The following is a 24,531-nucleotide window of genomic DNA, read 5'->3' as shown; positions in this document are numbered from 1 at the left end:
TTCACGCCCCCAGGCTCACCGCCACCGGCGCATAGCCCTGCGCCCCGGCGACCAGGATCGCCAGCTCGCGCGCGACGCTGCCATCGCTGCGAAAGCGCGCATTGCCCGTGATACAGGGGTAGCTGGTCTCGGCCAGCAACGCCGCCTCATCGAGCGCGCCCTTGCTTCGCAAAACCTTGACCACCCCGCCGGCGTCATAGGCCAGCGCCGACAGCGCCCCCGGCGTGCCGCCATGGCGTGACCGGAACTCTGCGGCGAATTTGCCGAATGCCGCTGGGTCGGGGCTGGCGATCCACGCACCGTCCAGCGTCTCGAGCGCCGCCGGCCGATGATCGAGCGCCTGGACCGTACCCAGCAACTGCACGCCCGTGCCCTTCAGGTTGCGCGCCGCCGCCAGCACCGTCTCGCTGCTCCCCGGCAACAGTACCGCGTCCGGTGCATCCCCGGCGGCTGGCAAAGGCTGGCCCTCGACCACGGTCAGCGACCGCACGTCCAGCCCGACCTCGCTTTGCATCTTGCCCGCCGCCAGCGCCGCCGCAACGCTCCATGGCGATCCGTCGTCGACCACCACCACACTGCGCACCCCGCGCGATCGGGCATAGCGCAGCACCGCGCTGGTCACCTGTGCCGGGGTAATCCCGAACACGAAACTGCCCGGCCCGCGCGCGACCGCATTGTTGGTAAAGGCGATCACCGGCACCCGCCGCGCAACCGCAGCCGTCACCGCGTTCAGTTCCTCGGCGGTCACCGGCCCCAGGATCATCGCAGCCTTGGCCTTCAGCGCGTTGCGCGCCGCCAGCGCCGCGCCTTCGGGCGTCCCGCCGGTATCATAGGCGGTGAGTTCCGGCCCAGAATCAGCGAGCAACACGCCCTGACGCATGCTAAGGCCCAGCGCGGCGCGCGGCCCTGACAGGGGCAGCAGCAACGCCACCGGCCGCTTGTCACGCTTGACCTTGTCGGCCGCGAAGACAGAGGGACCAGCAACCAATGCCGACGGCAATACCAGCCCCGATCCCAGAGCGGTCAGTAGCGCACGGCGTCGAATCGGCGGCATTTTCACGGGCATCCTGGTCGGCTCGCCGGCGTCTTACCGTCTTCGTCGCGCTGGGCATAGCCGCTTATGCCCTCGCCATGGTCGCGACCATGCCCGCCAGCGTGATCGTCAAGAACCGCCCGTGGCGCACCGGCGTCGCCGGAACGGTATGGAATGGCGAGGTCGGCGTCGCGGGCGGCAGCAAGTTCGAATGGCATTGGGCGCCGCTGCGTTCGCTCACCAGCCTCGGCTTCGCGGCGGACTGGACCGCGACCGGCCCCGACACCGACATGGGCGGCCGGGCACTCGCCGGGTTCAGCAGCACGGTGCTCGACAAGGTCAGCGGCAGCGCGCATGCGACGCTGCTTCAGGCGCTCCAGCCCAACCTCCCCTTCACCTGCGACATGGTCATGCAGCTCGAGTTCGACCGGATCGCGGTCGGCGGGTCGAGCCAGGGCATCGACGGGCGCCTGACCACTGACGCCGGCACCTGCACCCCTAAGGGCGGCGGCGCACCGGTCCCCGTCCCGCCGCTGCTGCTGGTCTCCGAAAAGATCGGTAACACCACTCAGATCCGCCTCACCCCCCGCGCCCAGCAGCGCCAGATCCTGATGACCGCGACGCTCAGCGAGGACGGCCAGCTCACGATCCGCATGACCCCGGAGGGCGCGCGCATCCTGCCCTTCGCCGGGCTGCCCGCCGGGGCGAGCATGGCCGGGGAGCTTTAAGCCCCCCTCTAATTCCGTGATGCTGAACTCGTTTCAGCATCCACCGTGCCACCAGCGACCGCGTCGCCTTGGGAACGGTGGCCCCTAAAACAAGTTCAGGGTGACGGAGGAGAGATGGATGGCGGGCCCACAGCCGCTACAACGTCACCAGATCATTCAGATTGATGATCGGCAGCAGGATGGCCAGCACCATCATCAGCACCATCCCACCCATGAGCAACAGCACCATCGGCTCGACCAGCGCGACCAGCGCAGTCGTGATGGCGTCAAGCTCCCTGTCGAGCTCATCGGCAGCGCGCGACAAAGCCGGTCCCAGCTTCCCCGATGCCTCACCCGACGCGACGATCGCGGTCAGCATCAGCGGGAACACGCCCGCCTCCGCCATCGCTGCGCGCAGGCTGATGCCTTCGCGCACCCGCGCCGCGACGTGCATCGCTCGCGCCCGCACCCACAGGTTCGGCGTCACCGCCGCCGCAGCGTGCAGCGCATCGACCAGCGGCACCGCGCTCTCGACCAATGTCGCCAGGCTGCCCGCAAAACGCGCGGCATTATGCTGGCGGGAGAAGCGCTTGAACGGCCAGCGTTCGGTGAAGCCCCGATGCACCTTCAGCTTGTTCGCCGGGATCGCCGCCCAGCGGTTGAAGGCGAGATAGGCCAGCAGCCCCGCGATCAGCAGGTACAGTCCCCACGCCTGCAGGAACCCCGACACCGCAATCAGGACACGGGTCAGCAGCGGCAGGTCGGTCCCGCGCGACACGAACACATTGACGATGTCCGGGATGACATAGACCAGCAGCAGGACGATGACGCCAAGCGATACCGTCGCCAGCAGCCCGGGATAAAGCAGCGCCAGCTGCAGCTTCTGCGCATTCGCCTGCCGGTTCTCGACGAAATGGGCGAGGTGCCCGAGCACATCAGTCAGCTTGCCCGACGCCTCCCCCGCCGCGACCGATGCGCGGTAGAATTCGGGAAAGGTCTTGGGATGCGTTGACAATGCACTGGCAAAGCTGCGCCCATCGAGGATCGCGCCACGCACCTCCATCAGGATCGCCGACACCCGCTGCGTCTCCGACTGATTCGCCGCGAGCCGCAGCGCTTCCTCAACCGGGATGTCGGAGCCGACCAGCGTCGCAATCTGCCGCGTCGCCGTCGCCAGTTCGCGCGCGCTCATGCCGGATCGGCCCAGCCTGGGCAGCTGGATGCTCCCCACCGACCGCCGCTCCCCCGCCGCCTCGACCGCCAGCGGCAACAGCCCCTGATCGCGCAGCAGCGCGCGGGCGGCGGCGGGGCTGGAGGCGTCGACAACACCCTTTTTCTGCGCGCCGCTGCGGTCGGCGGCGCGATAGGTGAAGGCGGGCACTAGGCTTCGTCCCTCACCACGCGCGCCACTTCTTCGACGGTGGTGATCCCGGCGCGCACCTTGTCGACGCCATCGTCGAGCAACGAAGGGTTGCTGCGCCGCGCATACGCCTCGATCTCCGCCTCGGATGCGCCCTCATGGATCATCGCCTGGAGCTTGTCGTCGATCGACACCACTTCATAGATGCCGGCCCGGCCGCGATAGCCGTCGCCGTGGCAATCCTCGCATCCGACCGCGCGCCACAGCTTCTTGCCCGGCTTGAGCGCACCACCCAGCAACAGCGAATCGCCCTCGCTGGCGACATCCTGCCGCCGACAGCTGGGGCACAACCGCCGCACCAGCCGCTGCGCCGCGACGCCGACCAGCATCGGCGCGAGCAGATAGCGCTCGACCCCCATGTCGATCAGCCGCGTGACCGATCCGACGGCGCTGTTCGTATGCAGCGTCGACAACACGAAATGCCCGGTCATCGCCGATCGCACCGCGACCTCCGCCGTTTCCTGATCGCGGATCTCGCCGACCATGATGACATCGGGGTCCTGACGCAGGATCGCCCGCAGCCCGCGCGCAAAGGTCATGCCGGTCCGCGTATTCACCTGAGTCTGCGCGACCCCGGCAAGTTCATATTCGATCGGATCTTCCACCGTCATGATGTTGCGTTTCCGGTCGTTCAGCCGGTGGAGCGCGGCGTAGAGGCTGGTCGTCTTGCCCGATCCGGTCGGGCCGGTGACGAGCAGCATGCCGTGCGGCCGTTCGAGCAGGCGCGCGAACACGTCGCGGTCGCGCTGGCTCATCCCCAGCGCCTCCATGTCGAGGCTGAGCGAGCCCTTTTCCAGCAAGCGCATCACCACCCGCTCGCCATGCTGGGTCGGGATGGTGGACACGCGCGCATCGACATCATGCCCGCCGATCCGCAGCGTCACGCGCCCATCCTGCGGCACGCGCTTTTCGGCAATGTCGAGCTTCGCCATCACCTTGATGCGGCTGACCAGCAGCGGTGCCAGCTCGCGGCGCGGCTCCAATTTGTCGCGCAGCACGCCATCGATGCGAAAGCGCACGACGACGCGCTTTTCCTGCGTCTCGACATGCACGTCCGACGCGCCTTCCTTCACCGCCTCCAGCAACAGCGCGTTGATCAGACGGATCACCGGCGAATCGTCGCGCGAATCGAGCAAATCATCGACCGCCGCCGCGCTGTCCGCCAGCGCGGCGAGGTCCATGCCGCCTAGATCCAGCTCCGCCGCAGCGCCCGCACTGCCCGAATAGCTGGCCGCCAGCGCCTGGTCGAACGCGCCATCGGCTACGGGGACGAAGCGCACGCCCGGGGCGATCCGCTGGACTTCGAGCAGCGCATCGAGCGCCGCGTCGGGGCGATGCAGGCATTCCACCCCATCCGCCCCGACCCGCAGCACCACGCCATGATTGCGCGCATAGCTATAGGGCAGGCTCGGCAAATCCATCGTCACCGCATTCACTGGCCGAACTCCACGTTCGCGCTCACGCGGCCCGGGGCGCTGCCCTTGGTCAAGTCGACCCGCCGCGCGCGCAACACCGTCGTGCGCTCGACCGCCGCGATCCAGCCGACCACGGCTTCATAGCTGGCTTCCGCCACCTGCCCGGTCGCACCCGCCCCACCGGGCGTCAGCGTTACCGTCAGTCCCGCAGCGCTCGCCGCCGCCTGTGCCGCTTCGATCGGGGGGCCATCGGCCAGTTTGGGCTGAGTGCCCGGCGCGACCAAGGTTCCCGCCGCACGCACACGCGCCGCCAGCGTCTCATGGCTGCGGATATCGGCGATCGCATCGGCGCGCGCGCCCTGCAGCGGCTTGACGATCCCGAACACCAGCACCAGCCCGCCCAGCAACACACCGAGCGTGCCGACCAGCACCCGCTCACGCGGGGCCAGCCCGTTCCACCACGTGGACAGCCGGAGCACCGCCGCGTCGATAGTCGGTGAACGTTCGATCTTCATGCCGTCACCGTTACGCGAATGGCGCCATCCGCCCCTGCACCAACCTGCGCCGCAACCGCAGCTGCGCGAAATGCCGCGCGGACGCGCTCGGGCAGGTCGGGTGGCCCCGGCTCGATCTCGAGTATCAGCGCATTGCCCTCAAACCGCATCGCCCGGGCGGTGACCACGCTCGATAGCGGGGCAAGTGCGCGTGACGCAGCGGTGACGGCGGGCACGAACTTGCCCGGCGGCGGACCCGCAACGGGCAGCATGCCGACCACCGACGCCTCCAGATCGCCGGAGAGATTGGCCCCGGGGGCAGCCTGCGCCACGGCCGATCGCACATCCTCGGCCCGACGCTCGGCAATCACGCGCAGCATCACGGCATCCGCCGCTGCGATCACGACATGCGCGGCGATCCCCGCGGCCGCGATCCATGCCAGCCGCTTCTTCCAGCTGCTGCCCGCTGCCGCGCGCCGCGCATACAGACCCTGCCTGAGATCGATCGCGGGGGTGGCCAGCCGATCGGTCAACCCACCTCCACCGGTCCAGAGCGCCTGAGGCAACTCGCCGATCGGATGTGCGCCGACCGTCCAGATGCGCGGACGCCCCGCCCGCTCCCATGCCGGACCAACCAGCGCGGTGGGCAGCGCAAATCCGGTGCCGTCGCCGCTGCGCACCAGCACCCGACCGTCGCGGGCCTCGGCAACCCACTCGCCCGCTTCCGGCACAGGCAGGGCCAGAGCATCGGGCACGATCGCGGCATGGCCCAGCCCGCCCAGTTCGGCCGCCTCGACCCACGCCGCCATCTGCGCATGGCGCACAACCGCCACCAGATAGGTCTGCGGCGCAATCTCTGCCCCCAGCGCGATATGCACCGACTCGATCGGGTCGGCGATCCGGTCCTCGATCGCGAACGGCAGCGCCTCGACCCGCTTCGCGCGACTCGGCAGCGGTAGGGCGACGCGCAGCAGCAATACCGATTCGCTCGGGACGAGGATGGTTGCAGGGCCTTCAGGCTCGGCTATGATCGCGCGACCGCCCACCAGCGTCCACACGCCGGTGGCGCGGGATTCCGTGGCGCTCGAAATGGCTTGGCCGGTCATGCTGTGGGGTGCTCCGGCTGTAACATGGCTTTCACGATGGGGACGCATGGGGCCGCGATGCGCATAGTTTTGAAACAGTTCGATGACACCGTGGCAGTCGATGCCGCGAAGAGCAAGCGTCCGGCGGTTCCGCACGGCGAGGCGGGCCTCACCCTGTTGGAGATGATCGTCGTCCTCGTCATCATCGCGATTGTCGCGGGACTGGTGACGATGAACGTCGTTGGCCGCCCCGATCAGGCACGCGTGACCACAACGAAGACCAACCTCGTCACCCTCTCGAGTGCGCTCACCACCTATCGGCTCGACAATGGCCAGTATCCGACGACCGAACAGGGGCTGAAGGCGCTGGTCGAAAAGCCGACCACCCCGCCCCTCCCCACCGCCTGGCCCGATGGCGGCTATGTGAAGTCGGCTCCGGTCGACGCCTGGGGCAACCCCTACACCTATGTTTCGACCGGCAGCAGCTTCGAGCTCAAGTCGCTGGGGCGCGACGGCAAGCCCGGCGGCACCGATCTCGATGCCGACCTCGATTCGCGCGACGCGGCCCAGACGCCCGCCAAGGGCGGATAAGGCACATGCGTGGGGGCAGCATCGGCACCGGTGAGCGCGGCATGACGCTCATCGAAATGCTGATCGTGCTCGTCATCATCGGCGTTGCAGCGGGCGGAGTCGCGCTCGGCATCGGCTCGGCCACCCGCGCCCCCTCGGTCGAAACCGAAGCGCGCCGCCTCGCCCTGCGGCTTCAGGCTGCCGCCGACGATGCGATGATCGGCGACCGCATCATCGCCTTCACTGTCGAAAAGGACGGCTACGGGTTCGCTGCGGTCGGCCGCGACGGATCGATGGCGCCGCTCTCCGATGGCCTCGCCTTCCACCGCCTGCCCGGGGGAATCGCCGTAGAACTCGACGTGACGCCCCCGGTGATGATGGGCGTGGATGGCTCGGGCAAGCCGCTCAACGCGACGATCAGCAATGGCGAGCAGGTGTGGATCGTCCGCTATGACGGCGTGACCGCCACCGCCAGCCGGGCCAAAGCCTCGTGAAGACCGACGACGGCTTCTCGCTGATCGAGGCGCTGGTCGCCCTCGCTGTGCTCGCCATCGCCACCGTTGGCCTCGTCCGCGCGGTCGAGAGCCATGTCGATTCGACCCGCGGCCTCGAACGCCGCGCCGCCGCGATGTGGGTGGCCGAGAATCGCCTTGCCGAACTCCAGCTCGCCGACCCCGCCGCTGCACAGAAGCAGGTCGAACTGCTCGGCCAGCAATGGCAGGTCGAAGTCGCCCGCACCCGCACCGAAGACCCCGCGATCGACAAGGTCCGCATCCAGGTGATTCCAGAGGGCGAACGTTCGCCGCTTGCATCGCTCGACGGCTTCGTGGAGGGCGCACGGACATGATCCGCTTCCCCGACCTCTCGCCGCGTCAGGCGCGCACGACGCTCGATCTCGTCACCGGCGCAGTCGTCGTCTCGGTCGCGATCGCGCTTGCCGGCCTCACCTGGCGGATCGCGGGCCATGCCAGCACGGGCGCGGTCACCATCCCGTCGGGCGCACGCCCCGTCGCGGTCACCGCCGACATCACCCCCGCCCTCGCCTTCGCACCCTTCGGCAAGGGCGCCGCGACCGACGCGAGCCAGCCGACCGCATTGCCGCTCAAGCTCAAGGGCGTGTTCGCCGCCAGCCCCGCTGCACTCTCCGTCGCCTATATCGAAGTGAGCGGCGAGCCGGCCAAGCCCTTTCGCATCGGTGAAGCCCCCGGCGGCGGCACGATCGAGGGGATCCTGCGCGACCGCGTGATCCTGCGCGTCGCGGGCCGGATCGAATATCTCGCCTTTCCCGATCCCGCGCTGACGACCGAGCAGCAGCAAAAGGCCGCCGCTCCACCAGCGCCGCCACCTGCGGCTGCGGCGCCCGCCGCCGCGCCCGCTGGCGCTGCAGCCGCGCTCGCCGCGATGACCCCCGCCCCCGGCGGCGGGATGCAGGTCGGCGCCAACGCCCCGCCCGGTCTGCAGAGCGGCGACGTCATCACCTCGATCGGCGGGACCCCGCTGACCAGCCCCGCAAGCGCCGCGTCCGCCTTTGCCGCCGCGCAAAGCCGCGGCTCCGTCCAAGTCCAGATCACCCGCGATGGAAAGCCCGTGACGCTGACCATCCCGACCCGCTAGGGAAGTCATTGTGCCGCACATGATCCGCAAGACCGCTCTCGCAATCGCGCTCGCCGCCATGACCGCCCAGCCGGTGCTGGCCGCCCAGGCCGATAGCGCCGACATCGTCGTCAACATGCGCGGGGTCGAGATCGCGGACGTTGCCGATCAGATCTCGCGCCTCACCGGCCGCACGCTGATCCTGGACCCGGCGGTGAAGGGCAGCGTCACCGTCACTTCCGCCACTCCGCTGACCTCGGCGGGCGTGTGGGAGCTGTTCCTGTCGGTCCTGCGCGCCAATGGCTTTGCCGCGGTCCGCTCCGGACGCGCCTGGCGCATCGTGCCGGCCAGCAACGCGGTGCGCGACGGCGGCGTCTCGTCGCGCTCGGCATCGGGGCAGGAACTGGTGACGCGGATGATCCGCCTGTCCAACGTGCCCTCCGCCGAGGCCGCCCGTGTCGTCCGTCCGCTGGTCGCCAGCTTCGGCAGCGTCGAACCGCTGGCTCAGCCCAACGCCGTCGTCGTCACCGACTATGCCGACAATGTCCGCCGCGTGGAGGCGATCCTGCGCTCGCTCGACGGCAATGGCAGCGGCATGACCTTCGCCACGATCACCCTGCGCAACGGCAGCGCGCCGGAAGTGGCGCAGGCGCTTCAGACCGTGCTGGGCGACGCGGCCTCGGGCGGTGCGCGCGTCGCGGCGGATGCGCGCAGCAACACGATCATCGTGCGCGGATCGCCCGCCGCCGTTGCCGATGCCCGCCGCATGGCCGCCTCGCTCGACGCCCCCGGCGGCGCGACTCCGATGACGCGGGTGTTCCGCCTGAACTATGCCGATGCCGAGTCGGTCACCGAAGTGCTGCGCGGCATCCTGGGTCAGGAAGCAACCACCACCAACCCGGTCGCGCGGAGCCTGTCGGGATCGCGCAACAACCCCCGCAGCCCGACCGGCGTCCTCGGGGGCCTGATCGCTTCGGGCGGGACCAGCTCCGCCGAAACTGCCGCGACGGCAGCAGCGGCCGCGACCGCGCAGTCGGCCCAGCTTGGCCAGCAGCAGGAAGCGACGCCGCAAGGCTTTTCGACGCCCGAGCTGACCGTGCAGCCCTCGCCCGACATCAATGCCGTCGTTGTGCGCGGCACTCCCAGCGCGATTGCCGCGCTCGAAGGGCTGATCACCGACCTCGACGTCCGCCGCCCACAGGTGCTGATCGAAGCCGCCATCGCCGAAATCACCGGCGAGGAGGCAGAGGCGCTGGCAGTCCAGCTCGGCACCAGCGGCGCAGCGCTCAATCGGGTCGAGGGCGCAGGGACATCGTTCACCACCGCCGGCCCCTCGCTCGGCGCAATTCTGACCGCGCTCGGCGTCCCCGCCGGGTCGATCCTCGGCCAGGGCTTCACCGGTAACGTCGCGATCGGCAACGACTTCTCGATCCTTGTTCAGGCGCTCGGCACCTCGACCAAGTCGAACCTGCTCTCGACGCCCCAGATCACGACGCTCGACAACAAGGTCGGCGAGTTCGTTGTGGCGCAGGAGGTGCCGTTCGTCACGGGATCGATCCTGACTGACTCGAGCAACGTTCGCCCCTACACGTCGATCGAGCGCAAGGATGTCGGCATCACGCTCAAGGTGCTGCCCCGCATCAACGCCGGCGACACGATCCGGCTTGAGGTCGTACAGGAAGCTTCGTCGATCGCCGCAACCCAGCTGACCCAGGCGACCGATCTGATCACCAATCGCCGCGCAATCACCACGACCGTGCTCGCCGACAATGGTCAGACGATCGTGCTCGGCGGCCTCACCTCGGACGATTATGGTCAGGTGAAGAGCCAGGTGCCGATCCTGGGCGACATCCCGATCCTCGGCGAGTTGTTCAAGGCGCGCCGCGAGAGCCGCCAGAAGCGGACGCTGTTCATCTTCCTCAAGCCGACGATCCTGCGCAATGGCGAGGACGCCTCCGCCATCGCCAAGGCCAAATATGCGCGCCTCCGCGCCGAGGAACTCGACCTCAATTCGCCGAGCAACCTGCTGCTCAAGCCGCTGCAGCCCCGGCTGACGCTGGAGATTGACGGGATTTACTGATCCTCGGGGATTTGAGCGGCCCCATCGCCGCTCTCACCCTGCATCGCCACGCGCACCCGCTCGCGCCCGCGCGTGAAAAACGCCGCATCGATGGCGAGGCTCTCGAGCCGCCAGCCATCGATGCTTTCGCCCACCGCCAGCGTCCGCGCGCTGCCATCGGCGCTGCGGACCAGCGCCACTGCGTCGCGATTCAAGCGGCCGGCAATGCCTGTCAGTACCGGTGCGTCGGCTGGCGCGGTGCTGGCTTCGGCTGCGGCAAACAGGGGGCGGTCAAACACCCGTGCCGGGGCTGTCAGCGGCGGCGGCACCAGCGGCGCGCCGGCGGGACGCGGCTCTGGCCGTGGCGTATGCGCATAGGGGAAGAGCGCGATCACCGGCACGAGTGCCGTGGCGATGCCGACCGCGATCACCCATCGCAGCTCGGTCCGGCTCATTCCCATGCCGCCACCACCTCGCCCTCGATCCGCACCCCGCCATCGGCCAGCGCCGTCGCGCGCCAGCTACGGAAGCGAACCAGCGGCGTGCCGCGCTCGATCCCGTCGAGCATCGCGATCACCGCCTTTTCCTGTCCCGACAGGCGCACGCGCAGCGCTGCGAGGTTGGATGGCGCGGATACGGGTGCAAGCGCTTCGACCAGCACACCCGCCGATGCCGCACGCCCGCGAAGCGTGGTGGCGAGGGTGCGCGCAGCGATGGTGCGATTCGCTGCAGTGATGCCGAGTTCGGGGACCAGCAGCGGGCGCACCGGCGGCAGCGGCGCAGACAGGCTGGCGGTCAGATCGGCGCGGGTCTGACGCGCCGACCACAGGGCCCCGAGCGCATCGCCCAATGGAGCCGCCAGCAGCACAAGCCCAAGCACGCCACCGACGATGCCCGCCGCTACGCTACCCCGCCTCATGCGCGCGTCCGCAACATGACGACGACCCGGGCGTCCGGTGTCCGCCGCTGACCAACCTCCCGCAGCGCCGCGAGCAGTGGATCGACACGCAGCGCGCCACGCAGCAGATCCGGGTCGTTGGTCGCAATCTCTGCCTTCAGCGCCCCGCTTGCGTCGCGTTCAGCCGACACCAGCCGGGCATCGTCGGGCAGCGCGCGCGCCAACCGCTCGAGCGTCGCGACCAATGCCGGTCGACGCACGGCATCGCGCAGCTCCGCTGCCGCCGCATCGCGGGCTGCCTGGGGTGCCGTGCGGGTCCGCAGCTGGGCCTCGAGCACCTTGTTCTCGGCCTCGACCCCGGCGCGCAGCCCCTTCGCGCCGACGATGGTGAGCAACGGGCCAAGTGCGACCAGCCCGGCCAGCGCCAAAGCGAGGCGGATATCCGGTACAAACGCCAGTTTCGGCCGCGTCCGCGTCGCGCGCATGGTGCGTCGGATCAGGCGATCGGTCAGGCTGTCCGTGGGTGCGGTCATCGCGTCGCCTCTAGCGAAACCGCCGCCGCCTGCCCAGCAGTCATGAAATTGCCGCGAAATCGCAACGCGTTCGTCCGCAAACCTGCATCACGCCGTAAAGCGCTGCGGCCACAGCGATCCTGCACCTGGTCCGAACGGGGCCTGGGTTCAGGGGACACAGACATGACCGAACTCACTGCGCACGGCTTCGCCTATAGCGATGGCGACGTCGATACCAACACCAGCAACAATCCCAGCCTCAACGCGATGATCGAACAGCGCTATTCGCGGCGTCAGGCGCTGCGCTCGGGCGCGATGGCGGCTTCGGCGGCGGTATTCGGCGGCGCAGTGCTGGCCGGCTGTGACAGTGCGGCATCGAGCTCCGATCCCTTCCCCAACATCGTTTCGGTGGGCGCGTCGGGCACGACCAAGGCCGGTCGCGTCGTCACGCTGAACGCCAATGTCACCGATAACGGCGCGATCAGCTCAGCCTGGGTCCAGACCCAGGGGCCGACGGTCACGCTGGTGAACCCGACCTCGACCTCCCCGTCGTTCATTGCGCCAGCGGTTTCGGTCAACAGCACCGTCCGCTTCGAATATCGCGCGACCGACACCGCAGGTCAGGTCACGATCGAAGGCGTCTCGGTCACCATCGAGCCGGCCGAGATGGGCTTCACCTCGATCGCCAAGAATCGCAACGACGTCGTCACTGTCCCGGCTGGCTACTCGGTGACCGTCCTGACCCGCCTCGGCGATCCGATCGCTGCGGGCGTGCCGGCGTACAAGAATGACGGCACCGACACCGATTTCGCCAACCGCATCGGCGACCATGGCGACGCGCTCTACTGGTATGGCCTGTCGGCGGCCGGCGCGCGCGACGATAACAGCTCGGTGCGCGGCCTGATCGTTCAGAACCACGAAAATCTGAACGTCCAGTATCTCCATCCGGCTGGCCCGACGTCGCCCGGCGGCGTGCGCCCCGAAGCCGAAGCCATCAAGGAAATCGAAGCGCATGGCGTGTCGGTGACTGAAGTGGTCGAGGGAGCAAACCGCGCCTGGACCTATGTCCAGAACTCGGCCTTCAACCGCCGCATCACCCCCAATACGCCGATGGTATTCAACGGGCCCGTGCGCGGATCGACGCTGCTGCGCACGCCCTATTCGACCGACGGCACAGCAGGTCGCGGCACGCTCAACAACTGCGCCAACGGTCACACCCTGTGGGGAACCAACCTTACCTGTGAAGAAAACTGGGCGGGCTATTTCCGTCGCAGCGGCGACGATGCGCAGCGCACGACGCGTGAACTGGTCGCGCTGCGCCGCTACGGCGTCACCAGCAGCACCGGTGGCTATGGCTGGTCCACTGTCACCCCGTCGGACCCGTCCAACACGCTGTTCCGTCGCTGGGACGCACGCGCGACCGTTGGCGGCTCGGCGACCACTGACTGGCGCAACGAGCCCAACCAGTTCGGCTGGTGCGTGGAGCTGGACCCGTATGACAAGACCAAGGCGCCGCGGAAGCGCACCGCGCTCGGCCGCATGGGCCATGAAGGCGCATGGTTCGGCAGCTTCCTGCCCGGCAAGAAGCTTGCCGTCTATCTCGGCGACGACGCCCGCGGCGAATATTTCTACAAGTTCGTGTCGAACGCGACCTGGACCGCCAGCGACGCGCAGGCCACCGATCGCCTCGCCATCGGCGACAAATATCTCGACTCCGGCACGCTGTACGTCGCGCGCTTCAATGCCAACGGATCGGGCGTCTGGCTCCCGCTGGTGTTCGGTCAGGTGCCGAACCGCCCGGCCGTGGGCAGCGATCCCGAATATGTCTTCGCCGATCAGGCCGACATTCTGACGCACGCCCGTCTCGCCGCCGACGCGGTTGGCGCCACGCGCATGGATCGCCCGGAATGGACCGCGACCAACCCGGTGACCGGTGAAATCTACCTCACCCTGACCAACAACAACGCGACGCTGCGCCCGATCACCGGCACCGACGCCGCCAACCCGCGCCATTATAACGACCCCAAGGGTGCGGCGAACCAGTTCGGAAACCCGAACGGTCACATCCTGCGCCTGCGCGAAGTGGGCGACGATCCCGCCGCACTCAGCTTCGGATGGGATATCTACCTGTTCGGTGCCGACTCCGTCGACGCAAACAGCGACGTCAACATCTCGGGCCTCACCGCGAACAACGACTTCTCCAGCCCGGACGGCCTGTGGTTCTCGCGCCCGACCAACCCGGGTGGCCAGGTCAAGCCGCTGCTGTGGATCCAGACCGACGACGGTGCCTTCACCGATCGTACCAACAACCAGATGCTGCTCGCGATCCCCGGGATCACCGGCGACGGCGCGGCGGTCACCATCACCAATCGCGGCAATGGCGGCACCACCGGCACCCAGGCAACCCGCCGCGGTGCGCTGGCCACCGATGCGACGCTCAAGCGCTTCCTGGTCGGACCGATCGGGTGCGAGATCACCGGCGTCGATACCACGCCCGACGGCCGCACGCTGTTCGTCGGCATCCAGCATCCGGGCGAGGACGGCACCGCCGCCGCCCCGGACAGCAGCTGGCCGGCGACCCAGGCGACTGGCACCGCTCCGGCCGGCACGCGCCCGCGTTCGGCGGTCGTGGTGATCACCAAGAACGACGGCGGTGTCGTCGGTCTCTGACCCTGTGAACCCCAACTGAAAAGGGGGCGGTCTCGCGACCGCCCCCTTATTTGTGTCGGGCTTCGCTGACGCTCAGTTGCGGCTGCGAATCTGCGCCGTTCCGTCCGGGGTGATTTCGACCACATAGGGCTCGCTGTTATCGCACACCACGCGCCAGCGGATGCGGTCGGCGCGGGTTTCGACCCGGGTCAGCTCGGTCACGGCCTGGCACGTCAGGCCCGCATCACGGATCGCGCGAAGCATGACGCCGTCCTGCAACCGCTTGGGCAGCGCCACGACCTTCTTCTGCGTCTCGCTCAACGCCAGCGGCGTCTTCGATGCCGCCGGGTTCGGGGCCGTGTCCGAGCCGCCACCGCATCCGGCCAGCAGCGCCGCGCCTGTTACAATCGCCATCATCGTCCGCATCGTCTGCACCTCCGTCACTGCTTAACGCCGATCGTCACGGCTTCGATCCGATCATCTTGAGAAACAGCCGCGTTGCACGCTCGACCCGCGCTCGGATCGCCTCGGGCGACGGCAGCGGCTCCAGGCCGAGCTTCAGCCCCATGTCCGCCGCGCCCTTCCACAGCCCGCACAGATCCTGCGCAGCCAGGTGCGGATCGTCGACCTCCACCTCGCCCCGGCGCGCAGCTTCGGCCAACACCTCCGCCAGGCGGCCGAAGCAGACGCCCGGCCCGGCTTCATAGAAGCGTCGCGCGAGCGTCGGAATCTGCGAGATTTCGTTCAGCAACACCCGGTCGATCGCGACATGATCCTCACTGAACATGAAGGTAAGCAGCGCAACGCCATAGGCATTGAGCTGCTCCTCCAGCGACCGCTGGTCCGAAACGCTCGCGTCGAACACTTCGGACATCCGGGCGCTCTCGGCGCGGATCACTTCTTCGAACAGCGTCTCCTTGTCGCCGAACCGGCTATAGACCGTGACCTTCGACACGCCTGCAGCCGCCGCGATCTCCTCGATCGTCGCAGCATGGAAGCCGCGCGAGAAAAACGCCTGCCGGGCCGCCTCGACGATCGCCGCATATTTGGCGGGATCGCGCGGGCGCCCGGCACGGCGCGGCGCGTTCCCCACGCACCCAAGATGAAAGGGGACGGTCAGCGCTGATACGCCTTGGGCAAGGCGCCTTCCTTCGGATCGAAATAGCGTTTGCGCAACTGATCCTGGCGCGTCTCGATCGGCTGTTCGATGCCGTCGATGAATACCCGCACGGCGGCGGTCCCGATCTCCAGCGGGTCGCCGTCCCACATGACGATATCGCCGCGGCGGCCGGGGCGCAGCGAGCCATAGTCGCCGCCCAGGCCGATCGCCTCCGCGGGCTTGGAACTGATCGTTGCGAACGCCTGACCCCAATCGAGCCCGGACGCGCCCGGCACCTTGGTCAACGCGACCAGATTGCCGGCATATTGCTTGATCAGCCGGGCCTGACGCGCCTCATCGTCATTGATCATGCCGATGCCGACCAGCACCCCGGCCGCCTGCATCCGGCCGATATTCGACTGGGTCGCGGCGAGCTGTTCGAACGATGCCGGCAGGTCGGACAGCGCCGATGCCAACACCGGCACCTTCGCCGCCGCAATCTGCCGCGCGACGGTCCACCCCTCATTGGCGCCGACCAGGACTAGCTTCAGCCCCGGCACCTCACGCTTGAGGTCGAGCACGACCAAGATGTCCGACGCGCGCTCGACATGCACCAGCAGCGGCACCTGGCCGGTGACGACAGGCACGAGTGCCTGCGCATCGGCGCGGGTCAGCAACGCATCCTTGCCGCGATCGGCGAAGCTCGCCGGAGCGCGGGCATAGTCGCGCACTTCGAACAGGATGTTCTTGAGCATCGCGATCGCTGCAGGACGGCTGCCCCCCGCGCGACGCCCGCCCTCCTCGCCATAGACCATGAACTGGAATGCGCGCGGCTTGCTCACCGCGTCCATGTCGGCACCCAGGTCGATGACCGCGCCCTGTCCGGCAAAGATCGATCCGCGCGCTTCGGGCGCGACCACCGCGCGGGTGATGCCTTCGGCACGGTTCACCGTGATCGCGCTGGTCTTGGGGTTGACCGCTGACGACACGTCGATCGCTGCGTTGAACACGGAATTGCCGGCCGCGCTATCGTCGGTCTCGCTGACGCCATCGACCTCGACAATCCCTACCCTGCTGAAGCCGGCGAACAGGCCCGGCGTGACCCAGCGCCCGCCAGCATCGATCACCGGCACGCCCGCTGGAACTGCCACGCCGGCGCCCGCAGCGACCACGCGGCCATCGCGCACTACCACTGTGCCACCCTCGACCGGAGCCGAACCGTCGCCGATCACCAGACGCGCATTGGTCACCGCCACCGTCTGCGCAGAGGCGGGGAATGCGGCGCCCATCGCCGCTGCTGCAATCAGGAGCTTCTTCACTTCACGTCTCCCGATCCGGGCTGGCCGAGTTCGAAGTCGGATACCGGCCGCAATTTGGGGTTGTACATGTCGAACAGCAATGCGCCGTCGACCCAGACCTTCTCGGGACGGGTGTAGACGCTGAACGGATTGCCGTTCCACAGCACCACGTCCGCCATCTTGCCGGGCTTCAGGCTGCCCGTGACGTTGTCGATGCCCAGCGCCTTGGCCGGCGTGATCGCGGCCCATTTCCACGCGATTTCCTCGGGGATGACGAAGCCGGCGCGCTTGGCCGCAGCGCGGACCTTCGCAATTTCCTGATTAAGCCGCTGGATGCCGTTGGCGTCGTCCGAATGGATCATGCCGCACGCGCCCTCGCGCTCGAGGATGGCGAGGTTCTCGGAGACGGCGTCGTACGACTCCATCTTGAACCCCCACCAGTCCGCCCACACCGCGGCGCAGGTGCCATTGGCCTTGAGCAGGTCGGCGATCTTGTACGCCTCCACTGCATGGTGGAAGGTGCCGACCTTGTAGCCGAACTCCTTCGCCATATCGAGGACGATGGCCATTTCGTCGGCGCGATAGCAGTGGTTGTGGACGATGATCTCGCCCGCCAGCACGCCGCGCAGCGTGTCCATCGCCATGTCGCGCGACGGCGCTTCGCCGCCATTTTCCTCATAGCGGTCCCAGCGCTTCTTATAGTCCTGCGCCCGCGCCCAGGTCTGGCGGTCGACCGCGATATTGCCCATGCGGGTCGAGGGCATCCGCCCCTTGCTGCCATAGACGCGCTTGGGGTTCTCACCACACGCCATCTTGAGGCCATAGGGCGCGCCGGGGAACTTCATCCCCTGCATCGTGCGGGCATAGACATTCTTGAGCGTCACGCTGCGCCCGCCGAACAGGTTCGCCGAACCGGGCAGGATCTGCAGCGTGGTGACGCCGCCATTGGCCAGCGCGCGGCTGAAACCAGGGTCCTGCGGCCACACGCTATGTTCCGCCCAGACTTCGGCGGTGACCGGTCCGGTCGCTTCATTGCCGTCCGAATGCGCCTGCACGCTGGGCGTCGGATAATCACCGAGATGGCTGTGCACGTCGATGATGCCCGGGGTCACATATTTGCCAGCCCCGTCGATCACCGTCGTGCCCTCGGGTGCGGCGATGCTCTGGCCGACCTCGACGATCTTGCCGTCGCGGAACAGCACCGCGCCGCGCTCGATCCTGCCGCCTTCACCGTCCAAAATCGTGACATTGGTCAACAGCGTCGGCACGCCCGGATAGGGCTTGTAGGTCGAGGGATAGGGGTTGTGGTCATACCCCTTGTTCTTACCCGGCCCCTTTTTGGCGGGGGCCTCCGACGATGCGCTTTGCGGCTTGCCGCCTGCCGTAGCGCTGCACGCCGCCAGCGTCGCCGCCGCCGCCGTGCCGATGATGATCCGGATCAACGCGCAAATCTCCCTGTCCGATGCCGCGCGCTCGAATGTCGCGCCGTTCCGGCGACGTTAGGGACGAAAAGCGTTGCGCGCAATTTGCCGATTTGCTCCAAGGGTATGAAGCAGTTGCGGGGGGCAAGGGGCAATGACGGCACAGGGCGCAAGCGCTGCTGCACGCGATGGCGCGGCCGCTAAGCCCGCCGCGCCCCCGTTTGGCGATCCCGCAAGCGCGGACGCCGCGCATCGCACGCTCAAGGGCGATGCGAGCATTCAATTCGACTTCCCGTGGTTCATCCCGGAACAGCGCGAAATGCCCGAATGGCTGCGGGCTGTGTTCCGCGCGCTCGGCAATTTCATCGAATGGGTCGGCGGCGGCTGGACCGTGATCATGTGGATTGCGATCGCATTGGTGGTGATCGCGCTAGCCTTCGCGATCTTTCCGCCGCTCCGCGCCTGGCTCGCCAACCGACTGGCGTCGGGTGACCCGACCGTTGCGACGCCCGGCTGGGCACCCGAAGCATCGGTCGCCCGCGCCCTGCTGGTCGAAGCCGACCAGCTCGCCGCGACCGGTCGCTATGACGAAGCGGTGCGCCTGCTGCTCCACCGCAGCGTCGAGGATATCGAACGCTGGCGCGGCGATCCGCTGCGCCCGTCCTGGACCAGCCGCGACATCGCCCGGATCGAGGCGCTGCCCGATGCCGCCCGCGCGGTGTTCGGTCGCATCGTTGCGGATGTCGAGCGCAGCCTGTTTGCCGGTCACCCGCTCGCGCAGGCCGACTGGGAACGCGCGCGCGCCGATTATGCAGCGTTCGCGCTCGGTCGATGAGCGAGAGCGCCAACCCCTTCCGCACCCGCACGGTGCTGATCCTGGTCGCAGCGGGGTTCATCCTCGCGCTCGGCTTCCTGCTGGTCAGCGCCTATGGCGACCGCATCGACCGTCACCGCGGCAATATCCCCAGCCCCGCCTCGCGCTTCGCCACCGGCTTTTACGGACTGACCAAGCTGGTCGAGCTGGCCGGTGGGGAAGTGAGCATGTCGGCCGATCCGGCGGACCGGCCGGAGGAAGGGATCCTGATCCTCACGCCCAATGCCGGCACCACGCGCGCCGAGATGGAGGCGGCATTGGACGAGGCGGCCGGGCCAAACGCGCCGGTGCTAATCGTCCTGCCCAAATGGATCGCCGCGCCGCAACGCAATCAGCCGCGCCGGGAACAGCGGATCGGCTTGCTTCCGCCCGAGCGGATCGCAGCGCTGCTCGCTCCGGTGGCAGAGGCCAGCGTGGAGCGCGAAAAGCCCGGGCCGCTGGTCGTCCGTACCAGCCTGCCCATCCCTGCCTTTCGTCCACCGGAATCGCTCCAGTCGCTGCGCGGCGACACGCTCTATCCACTGATCGCCGCGCCCCAAGGCGGCGCGGTGCTGGCGGAGATTCCGGGCAAGAACATCTTCATCCTCGCCGACCCGGATCTGCTCAACAATCACGGCCTGTCGCATCGCGCCAATTCCCGTGCCGCGCTGGCGATGCTCGCCGGCCTCGACCCCCAAGCGCCCGGCACGGTGATCTTCGACACGATGCTCCCTTATGGCAGCGGCGGGCGCAACCTGCTCCAGCTCGCGTTCGAGCCGCCCTTTGCCGGAGTCAGCATCGCACTGCTGATCGCGGCGCTGCTCGCCGGGATCGCGACGCTCGTCCGCTTCGGCCCGGTCCGCCGCGAACAGCGCGCGGTCCCGTTCGGCAAGGCGGCGCTGATCGACAATATCGTCAGCCTTGCCCGCCGCGCCCGCCGCACGCGCGAGGGGGGCAGCGCCTATGCCGACGCGATCCGCGACTGGGCTGCGCGCCGCCTCGCGCTGCCGCGTACCGTTCAGGGCGAGGCGCTCGACGCCCAACTCGACGCGATCCCGACCGCTACCCCCTATGCAGCAACCGCGCAGCGGGTGCGCGACGCGAAAACCGAAACCGAACTGCTCCACGCTGCACAGGCGCTGGATGACTGGCGAAAGGAAGTGAAGGCATGACACTCGACGACGTCCGCAACCTCGGTGCGGCGATCGATGCTCAGGTGGCCAAGGCCGTGGTCGGTCAGGGAACCGCGACGCGCCTGCTCACCATCGCATTGCTCTCGGGCGGCCATGTCCTGCTCGAAGGCGCACCCGGCACCGCCAAGACGCTGCTCGCGCAAAGCTTCGCGCGCACGCTCGGGCTCGATTTCGGTCGCATCCAGTTCACCCCGGACCTGATGCCCGGCGACATCGTCGGCGCCAGCCTGTTCAACTTCCAGAGCTCGAGCTTCGAACTCCGCCGCGGTCCGGTGTTCACCGAATTGCTGCTCGCCGACGAAATCAACCGCACCCCGCCCAAGACCCAGGCCGCCCTGCTCGAAGCGATGCAGGAACGCGCGGTTACGATCGACGGCACGACCGAGAAGCTGTCCGATCGCTTCACCGTCGTCGCGACCCAGAACCCGATCGAGCAGCAGGGCGTCTATCCCCTGCCCGAAGCGCAGCTCGACCGCTTCCTGTTCAAGCTCGCGATCGAATACCCCGATGCCGCGGCCGAGCGCGCGATTGTCGCGCAATATGGCACCCGCACCGGCTCGCCCCGGCCCGAGGACAGCGGCGTCGAGCAGGTCGCGACCCCCGACGCGCTCAAGGCGGCGAGCGACACCGTGCTGACCGTGCGGCTGGCCGACGAGATCATCGCCTATGTCGTCGACCTGATCCGCGCGACGCGCGACCATGCCGACCTCTCGCACGGCGCATCGCCGCGCGCCGCCTCCGCGCTCGCCGCAGCGGCCCGCGCCGCCGCAGCACTGGAAGGACGCGACTATGTCATCCCCGATGACGTCAAGCTGCTCGCCCAACCGCTGCTGCGCCACCGCGTCGTGCTCTCGCCAGCCGCCGAAATCGACGGCCGCCGCACCGACGACATCGTCGCCCAGCTGATCGACCGGGTCGAGGCACCGCGTTGATCGTACCGACCCAGCGGGCGGTCGCGCTGACGCTGGTGGCGGCGCCGATGGCGCTGCTGCTCGGCGTCGTGCGTCCCGACGGCTGGCTGCTCGCCGTCGCCTGGGCGCTCGGTGTCGCGCTGCTGGTGCTGCTCGACGGACTGTTCGCGTCGCGCATCCGTGCCGCCGATCTGAGGCTTGAAGGGCCAAGCGCGGTTGACGTCGGCGGAGCGGTTGCGCTCGCCGGGGCGACGCCGGGCCTCGCCTACGCGGCTGAGGTCTCGCCACCGCTAGACCCTCTCCCCTCCCGCACGCGGGAGGAGAATATGTTGCGCTACACCGCCGCCCGGCGCGGCACCGCGAAACTCTCCCGCATCTGGGCGCGCGCATCGGGCCCGCTCGGCCTCGCCTATCGCCAGCGCAGCGCCGCGACCGATGACAGCATCCGCATCCTTCCCGACCTGCGCCCAGTGCGCGAACAGGGGATGCGCCAGTTCCTGCGCAGCCGCCAGTTCGGCACGCGCATCCGACCCGAAAGCGGCGATGGTACCGAATTTCAGGCGCTGACCGATTTCCAGCCCGGCATGGAGCGCCGCGCGATCGACTGGAAGGCGACCGCCCGCCACCTCTCGCTGCTCGCCCGCGAATATCGCACCGAACGCGACAACAGCGTCGTCTTCGCCGTCGATTGCGGCCGCACGATGAGCGAGCCGGTTGCCGGCGTCCCGCGCATCGACCGCGCCGTCTCTGCCGCCTTGCTCGCCGCGTTCGTCGCGCTCAAATCGGGCGATACGGCGCGGCTGTTCGGCTTTTCCGGGCGACCGACGGCGGATTCGGGCAGCATCACCGGCGCGCGCGGCTTCGCGACACTGCATCGCACCGCCGCCGAACTCGATTACGATGCGCAGGAGAGCAATTTCACCCTCTCGCTCGTCGCGCTCGACCAGCGGCTCCAGCGCCGCAGCCTCATCATCCTGTTCAGCGAATTCACCGATCCGACCAGCGCCGAACTGATGCTCGGCGCGGCGGCACGGATGCGCAAGCGCCACCGCCTGCTCTTCGTCCTGTTCCGCGATATCGAGCTTGAGGCGTTTCTGGAGGCGCGGCCCGAAACCGCCGACGACGTGATCCGCGCCAATGTCGCCCATGCCCTGCTGCGCGAGCGGCGGATCGTGATCGAGCGGTTGAAGCGGCTCGGCATCGACGTGCTCGAAGCCGCGCCCGACGACCTCGCCCTCGCGCTCGCCGAGCGCTATGTTCGGGACCGCGAACGGCCATGAGCAACACCGTCTTTGGCGTCAGCCAGTTCCGCGCCGAACGCGAAGCCGATTGGCAGCGGCTGGAAGCGATGCTCGACCTGATCGAGAAGAAATCCCCGCGCCGCCTGTCGAGCGAGGATCTGTTCGAACTGCCGCGCCTCTATCGCTCGACCCTGTCGGCGCTGTCGATCGCGCGCGAAACCTCGCTCGACGGATCGATGATCGCCTATCTGGAGAGCCTGTCCACCCGCGCTTATTTCATCCTCTATGGCTGCCGCGACTCCTTCTGGAAACAGCTCGGTGGCTTCTTCGCACACGGCTGGCCGGCGGCGGTGCGGGGCATGGTCCCCGAAATCCTGATCATCGCCGCCTTGTTCATCGGCAGCGCGGTGGCCGGATATTACCTGGTCATGGCCGATCCCGGCTGGTTCGGCGCGATCGTATCGAGTGAACTCGCCGGCGACCGCAACATGCAGTCGAGCGTCGAGACACTGCGCGAATCGATCTATGGCGCGCCCGAACATGGTGGCCTCGAAATCTTCGCGACCTTTCTGTTCACGCATAACAGCCAGATTTCGATCTTGGCCTTCGCGCTGGGCTTTGCCTTCGGCATCCCGACCTTGCTCCTGATCGCGAGCAACGGCGTGATGGTCGGCGCCTTCTACGCCGTGTTCATCTCAAAGGGACTGGGAGTCGGCTTTACCGGCTGGCTCATGATCCACGGCTCGACCGAACTCAGCGCGATCATCCTTGCCGGAGCGGCGGGACTGCATATCGGTCGCGCCGTCGCCTTCCCCGGCGAGCGCAGCCGCCTCGCCGCCGCCGGTGCAGCGGGACGCCGGGGGGCGCTGGTAATGATCGGCGTCGTCATAATGCTGCTCGTCGCCGGCCTGCTCGAAGGGTTCGCGCGCCAGCTGATCACCGCCGACGCGGCGCGCTTCGCCATCGCTGCGACGATGTTCGCGATCTGGGTCGTCTATTTCACGCTCGGCGGACGCCGCCGCCATGGCTGATCGCAAGGATCGCCTGGTCCGCGAGCTGGTCACGCCCGAGGGTGCGGTGCTGCATCTGCGGCTGGCGAGCGCGGGGTCGCGTGCGGCGGCATTCACGATCGACGCCGCGATCATGCTGGCCGCGCTGATCGCGCTGACGATCGCAGCGGCGGGTCTGCTGACCAGCCAGCAATCGGCGAGCGTCGCGGCGATCCTGTGGCTGCTCGGCTTCTTCCTGCTGCGAAATTTCTATTTCACCCTGTTTGAAAGTGGTGGGCGCGCGGCAACGCTCGGCAAGCGCGCGCTCAAGCTGCGCGTCGTGGCGCGCGACGGCGGGCGGCTCACCGGTGGCGCCGTTCTGGCACGCAACCTGACCCGCGAGATCGAGGCGTTCCTGCCGCTCATCTTCCTGCTCACGGCGCAGGCGGAGGGGTTCAGCAGCCGCTGGCTCACCCTGTTCGGCTTTGGCTGGACCGCGATCTTCATGCTGTTTCCGCTGTTCAACCGCGACCGGCTGCGCGCGGGCGACCTGATCGCGGGCACCTGGGTGGTCGAGAATGAGCGGCCGAAGATCGCGCCGGACCTGCTCGCCGATGCCGAGCCCGAGCGGATCGAGCGTTACGCCTTCACGCCCGAGGAACTCGAAACCTATGGCCAGATGGAGGTCCAGCGGCTCGCCGACATCCTCCACCGCGATGACGCCGACACCCTCGTCACCGTCGCCGGCGTGATCCGCCGCAAGCTCGGCCGCCCCGACAATGGCACCCATGTCGGCGAAGATCGCGCGTTCCTCGACGCCTATTACGCCGCCGCGCGCCGCCATCTCGAACGCCGCCTGTTGTTCGGCAAGCGAAAACGCGACAAGTTCGATTCGGAGGGTTAAAAGCGCGCCATGACCGAAGCCAAGTCAGACATCCCGGGTGTCATCGCCCCGCCGCCGCTGATCTTTCTCGGCTATCTGATCGCCGGGATCGCGCTGGAATATCTGGTGGTCCGGACCCAGGGGCTCGACATGCCGGGATCGCTGCGCTGGACGGTCGTCGCGCTATTCGTGCTGGCGGGCGCAGCCC

The 24,531-nt window shown here is 68.3% G+C and carries 25 protein-coding genes; 13 read left to right on the top strand and 12 right to left on the bottom strand.

What is annotated here, in order from left to right; genetic code table 11:
• Position 1 precedes the first annotated feature (1 nt).
• Positions 2-1,054, bottom strand: coding sequence for a penicillin-binding protein activator (locus tag AX681_RS02485; RefSeq protein ID WP_231733806.1), 1,053 nt, complete (start codon positions 1,052-1,054; stop codon positions 2-4).
• A 77-nt stretch (positions 1,055-1,131) separates the two neighbouring features.
• Here AX681_RS02485 and gspN point away from each other — a divergent pair, with 77 nt between their 5' ends.
• Complete coding sequence (gene gspN / locus AX681_RS02480; protein ID WP_066662892.1) at positions 1,132-1,761, top strand: type II secretion system protein N; 630 nt, start codon at positions 1,132-1,134, stop codon at positions 1,759-1,761.
• 136 nt (positions 1,762-1,897) lie between these two features.
• Here the strand turns inward: gspN and AX681_RS02475 are convergent, their stop codons facing one another.
• From AX681_RS02475 to gspL, 4 genes are read right to left on the bottom strand one after another with little or no spacing between them, the layout of a single operon-like run.
• Positions 1,898-3,121 carry a type II secretion system F family protein gene (locus AX681_RS02475; protein ID WP_066662894.1) on the bottom strand — a complete coding sequence of 408 codons (1,224 nt, stop codon included), beginning with the start codon at positions 3,119-3,121 and terminating at the stop codon, positions 1,898-1,900.
• Entirely contained in the window at positions 3,121-4,581 is a 1,461-nt protein-coding gene (gene gspE, locus AX681_RS02470) for a type II secretion system ATPase GspE (protein WP_066662928.1), read from the bottom strand. Before gspE ends, AX681_RS02475 begins: the two co-directional genes overlap by 1 nt.
• 11 nt (positions 4,582-4,592) lie before the next feature.
• Positions 4,593-5,090 (bottom strand): type II secretion system protein GspM, encoded by a 498-nt coding sequence (gene gspM, locus AX681_RS02465; RefSeq protein ID WP_066662896.1) that lies wholly within the window; start codon positions 5,088-5,090, stop codon positions 4,593-4,595.
• On the bottom strand, positions 5,087-6,175 hold the full coding sequence (gene gspL, locus AX681_RS02460; protein WP_082738069.1) for a type II secretion system protein GspL: 1,089 nt from the start codon (positions 6,173-6,175) through the stop codon (positions 5,087-5,089). The genes gspM and gspL overlap by 4 nt, the downstream gene beginning before the upstream one ends.
• Before the next feature lie 57 nt (positions 6,176-6,232).
• On the opposite strand from gspL, the gene gspG reads away from it, so the two are divergent.
• From gspG to gspD, 5 genes are read left to right on the top strand one after another with little or no spacing between them, the layout of a single operon-like run.
• A complete protein-coding gene (gspG, locus tag AX681_RS02455) occupies positions 6,233-6,745 on the top strand; it encodes a type II secretion system major pseudopilin GspG (RefSeq protein ID WP_066662933.1) in 513 nt (170 codons plus the stop codon).
• A gap of 5 nt (positions 6,746-6,750) precedes the next feature.
• Complete coding sequence (locus AX681_RS02450) at positions 6,751-7,218, top strand: prepilin-type N-terminal cleavage/methylation domain-containing protein (protein WP_066662899.1); 468 nt, start codon at positions 6,751-6,753, stop codon at positions 7,216-7,218.
• On the top strand, positions 7,215-7,571 hold the full coding sequence (gspI, locus tag AX681_RS02445; protein WP_066662901.1) for a type II secretion system minor pseudopilin GspI: 357 nt from the start codon (positions 7,215-7,217) through the stop codon (positions 7,569-7,571). Before AX681_RS02450 ends, gspI begins: the two co-directional genes overlap by 4 nt.
• Positions 7,568-8,338 (top strand): type II secretion system protein N, encoded by a 771-nt coding sequence (locus tag AX681_RS02440; RefSeq protein WP_066662903.1) that lies wholly within the window; start codon positions 7,568-7,570, stop codon positions 8,336-8,338. The genes gspI and AX681_RS02440 overlap by 4 nt, the downstream gene beginning before the upstream one ends.
• A 19-nt stretch (positions 8,339-8,357) precedes the next feature.
• Positions 8,358-10,397, top strand: a complete 2,040-nt coding sequence (gspD, locus tag AX681_RS02435) for a type II secretion system secretin GspD (RefSeq protein WP_066662905.1) — start codon at positions 8,358-8,360, stop codon at positions 10,395-10,397.
• On the opposite strand, the gene AX681_RS02430 is transcribed toward gspD, so the two are convergent.
• From AX681_RS02430 to AX681_RS02420, 3 genes are read right to left on the bottom strand one after another with little or no spacing between them, the layout of a single operon-like run.
• Entirely contained in the window at positions 10,391-10,831 is a 441-nt protein-coding gene (locus AX681_RS02430) for a hypothetical protein (protein ID WP_066662913.1), read from the bottom strand. The genes gspD and AX681_RS02430 overlap by 7 nt on opposite strands.
• Complete coding sequence (locus AX681_RS02425) at positions 10,828-11,295, bottom strand: hypothetical protein (protein WP_156455998.1); 468 nt, start codon at positions 11,293-11,295, stop codon at positions 10,828-10,830. The genes AX681_RS02430 and AX681_RS02425 overlap by 4 nt, the downstream gene beginning before the upstream one ends.
• On the bottom strand, positions 11,292-11,807 hold the full coding sequence (locus AX681_RS02420; protein ID WP_066656408.1) for a hypothetical protein: 516 nt from the start codon (positions 11,805-11,807) through the stop codon (positions 11,292-11,294). Before AX681_RS02420 ends, AX681_RS02425 begins: the two co-directional genes overlap by 4 nt.
• A gap of 162 nt (positions 11,808-11,969) precedes the next feature.
• Between AX681_RS02420 and AX681_RS02415 the strand changes: the two genes are divergently transcribed.
• Positions 11,970-14,456 carry a PhoX family protein gene (locus tag AX681_RS02415; RefSeq protein WP_066656411.1) on the top strand — a complete coding sequence of 829 codons (2,487 nt, stop codon included), beginning with the start codon at positions 11,970-11,972 and terminating at the stop codon, positions 14,454-14,456.
• A 72-nt stretch (positions 14,457-14,528) separates the two neighbouring features.
• Here the strand turns inward: AX681_RS02415 and AX681_RS02410 are convergent, their stop codons facing one another.
• The 4 genes from AX681_RS02410 to AX681_RS02395 are packed head-to-tail and all read right to left on the bottom strand — an operon-like array spanning position 14,529 to position 18,271.
• Positions 14,529-14,849: a hypothetical protein gene (locus AX681_RS02410; RefSeq protein WP_197424210.1), complete on the bottom strand. Its 321-nt coding sequence runs from the start codon at positions 14,847-14,849 to the stop codon at positions 14,529-14,531.
• Positions 14,850-14,895: 46 nt separating this feature from the next.
• Positions 14,896-15,528: a TetR/AcrR family transcriptional regulator gene (locus AX681_RS02405; protein ID WP_066656416.1), complete on the bottom strand. Its 633-nt coding sequence runs from the start codon at positions 15,526-15,528 to the stop codon at positions 14,896-14,898.
• 23 nt (positions 15,529-15,551) lie between these two features.
• The gene (locus AX681_RS02400) at positions 15,552-16,853 is read right to left on the bottom strand and encodes an amidohydrolase family protein (protein WP_066656419.1); all 1,302 of its coding nucleotides are present in this window, start codon (positions 16,851-16,853) and stop codon (positions 15,552-15,554) included.
• Positions 16,850-18,271: an amidohydrolase gene (locus tag AX681_RS02395; RefSeq protein ID WP_443026115.1), complete on the bottom strand. Its 1,422-nt coding sequence runs from the start codon at positions 18,269-18,271 to the stop codon at positions 16,850-16,852. Before AX681_RS02395 ends, AX681_RS02400 begins: the two co-directional genes overlap by 4 nt.
• Before the next feature lie 136 nt (positions 18,272-18,407).
• Here AX681_RS02395 and AX681_RS02390 point away from each other — a divergent pair, with 136 nt between their 5' ends.
• Genes AX681_RS02390 through AX681_RS02365 form a run of 6 tightly spaced genes read left to right on the top strand, consistent with a single transcriptional unit; the run spans position 18,408 to position 24,344 of the window.
• The gene (locus AX681_RS02390; RefSeq protein ID WP_066656425.1) at positions 18,408-19,088 is read left to right on the top strand and encodes a DUF4129 domain-containing protein; all 681 of its coding nucleotides are present in this window, start codon (positions 18,408-18,410) and stop codon (positions 19,086-19,088) included.
• Positions 19,085-20,278: a DUF4350 domain-containing protein gene (locus AX681_RS02385; protein WP_066681597.1), complete on the top strand. Its 1,194-nt coding sequence runs from the start codon at positions 19,085-19,087 to the stop codon at positions 20,276-20,278. The genes AX681_RS02390 and AX681_RS02385 overlap by 4 nt, the downstream gene beginning before the upstream one ends.
• Positions 20,275-21,231: an AAA family ATPase gene (locus AX681_RS02380; protein WP_066656430.1), complete on the top strand. Its 957-nt coding sequence runs from the start codon at positions 20,275-20,277 to the stop codon at positions 21,229-21,231. The genes AX681_RS02385 and AX681_RS02380 overlap by 4 nt, the downstream gene beginning before the upstream one ends.
• The gene (locus tag AX681_RS02375) at positions 21,228-22,490 is read left to right on the top strand and encodes a DUF58 domain-containing protein (protein WP_066656437.1); all 1,263 of its coding nucleotides are present in this window, start codon (positions 21,228-21,230) and stop codon (positions 22,488-22,490) included. The genes AX681_RS02380 and AX681_RS02375 overlap by 4 nt, the downstream gene beginning before the upstream one ends.
• Positions 22,487-23,482: a stage II sporulation protein M gene (locus AX681_RS02370; RefSeq protein ID WP_066656441.1), complete on the top strand. Its 996-nt coding sequence runs from the start codon at positions 22,487-22,489 to the stop codon at positions 23,480-23,482. Before AX681_RS02375 ends, AX681_RS02370 begins: the two co-directional genes overlap by 4 nt.
• Entirely contained in the window at positions 23,475-24,344 is an 870-nt protein-coding gene (locus AX681_RS02365) for an RDD family protein (protein WP_066656444.1), read from the top strand. The genes AX681_RS02370 and AX681_RS02365 overlap by 8 nt, the downstream gene beginning before the upstream one ends.
• The last annotated feature ends 187 nt before the right edge of the window (positions 24,345-24,531 follow it).

It is taken from the genome of Sphingomonas sp. CCH9-E2 (genome assembly GCF_001557215.1).
Classification (GTDB): Bacteria; Pseudomonadota; Alphaproteobacteria; order Sphingomonadales; family Sphingomonadaceae; genus Sphingomonas.
Note: the sequence above shows the minus strand (reverse complement) of the source record. Positions and strands in the feature narration are given on the sequence as shown.

Bases quoted from the DNA above. Each gene is read 5' to 3' on its own strand.
- AX681_RS02485 (WP_231733806.1), bottom strand. From the start codon at position 1,054: ATGCCGCCGATTCGACGCCGTGCGCTACTGACCGCTCTGGGATCGGGG.
- gspN (WP_066662892.1), top strand. From the start codon at position 1,132: ATGGTCGCGACCATGCCCGCCAGCGTGATCGTCAAGAACCGCCCGTGG.
- gspE (WP_066662928.1), bottom strand. From the start codon at position 4,581: ATGGATTTGCCGAGCCTGCCCTATAGCTATGCGCGCAATCATGGCGTG.
- gspM (WP_066662896.1), bottom strand. From the start codon at position 5,090: ATGAAGATCGAACGTTCACCGACTATCGACGCGGCGGTGCTCCGGCTG.
- gspL (WP_082738069.1), bottom strand. From the start codon at position 6,175: ATGACCGGCCAAGCCATTTCGAGCGCCACGGAATCCCGCGCCACCGGC.
- gspG (WP_066662933.1), top strand. From the start codon at position 6,233: ATGCGCATAGTTTTGAAACAGTTCGATGACACCGTGGCAGTCGATGCC.
- AX681_RS02450 (WP_066662899.1), top strand. From the start codon at position 6,751: ATGCGTGGGGGCAGCATCGGCACCGGTGAGCGCGGCATGACGCTCATC.
- AX681_RS02440 (WP_066662903.1), top strand. From the start codon at position 7,568: ATGATCCGCTTCCCCGACCTCTCGCCGCGTCAGGCGCGCACGACGCTC.
- gspD (WP_066662905.1), top strand. From the start codon at position 8,358: ATGATCCGCAAGACCGCTCTCGCAATCGCGCTCGCCGCCATGACCGCC.
- AX681_RS02430 (WP_066662913.1), bottom strand. From the start codon at position 10,831: ATGAGCCGGACCGAGCTGCGATGGGTGATCGCGGTCGGCATCGCCACG.
- AX681_RS02425 (WP_156455998.1), bottom strand. From the start codon at position 11,295: ATGAGGCGGGGTAGCGTAGCGGCGGGCATCGTCGGTGGCGTGCTTGGG.
- AX681_RS02420 (WP_066656408.1), bottom strand. From the start codon at position 11,807: ATGACCGCACCCACGGACAGCCTGACCGATCGCCTGATCCGACGCACC.
- AX681_RS02415 (WP_066656411.1), top strand. From the start codon at position 11,970: ATGACCGAACTCACTGCGCACGGCTTCGCCTATAGCGATGGCGACGTC.
- AX681_RS02410 (WP_197424210.1), bottom strand. From the start codon at position 14,849: ATGGCGATTGTAACAGGCGCGGCGCTGCTGGCCGGATGCGGTGGCGGC.
- AX681_RS02390 (WP_066656425.1), top strand. From the start codon at position 18,408: ATGACGGCACAGGGCGCAAGCGCTGCTGCACGCGATGGCGCGGCCGCT.
- AX681_RS02385 (WP_066681597.1), top strand. From the start codon at position 19,085: ATGAGCGAGAGCGCCAACCCCTTCCGCACCCGCACGGTGCTGATCCTG.
- AX681_RS02380 (WP_066656430.1), top strand. From the start codon at position 20,275: ATGACACTCGACGACGTCCGCAACCTCGGTGCGGCGATCGATGCTCAG.
- AX681_RS02370 (WP_066656441.1), top strand. From the start codon at position 22,487: ATGAGCAACACCGTCTTTGGCGTCAGCCAGTTCCGCGCCGAACGCGAA.
- AX681_RS02365 (WP_066656444.1), top strand. From the start codon at position 23,475: ATGGCTGATCGCAAGGATCGCCTGGTCCGCGAGCTGGTCACGCCCGAG.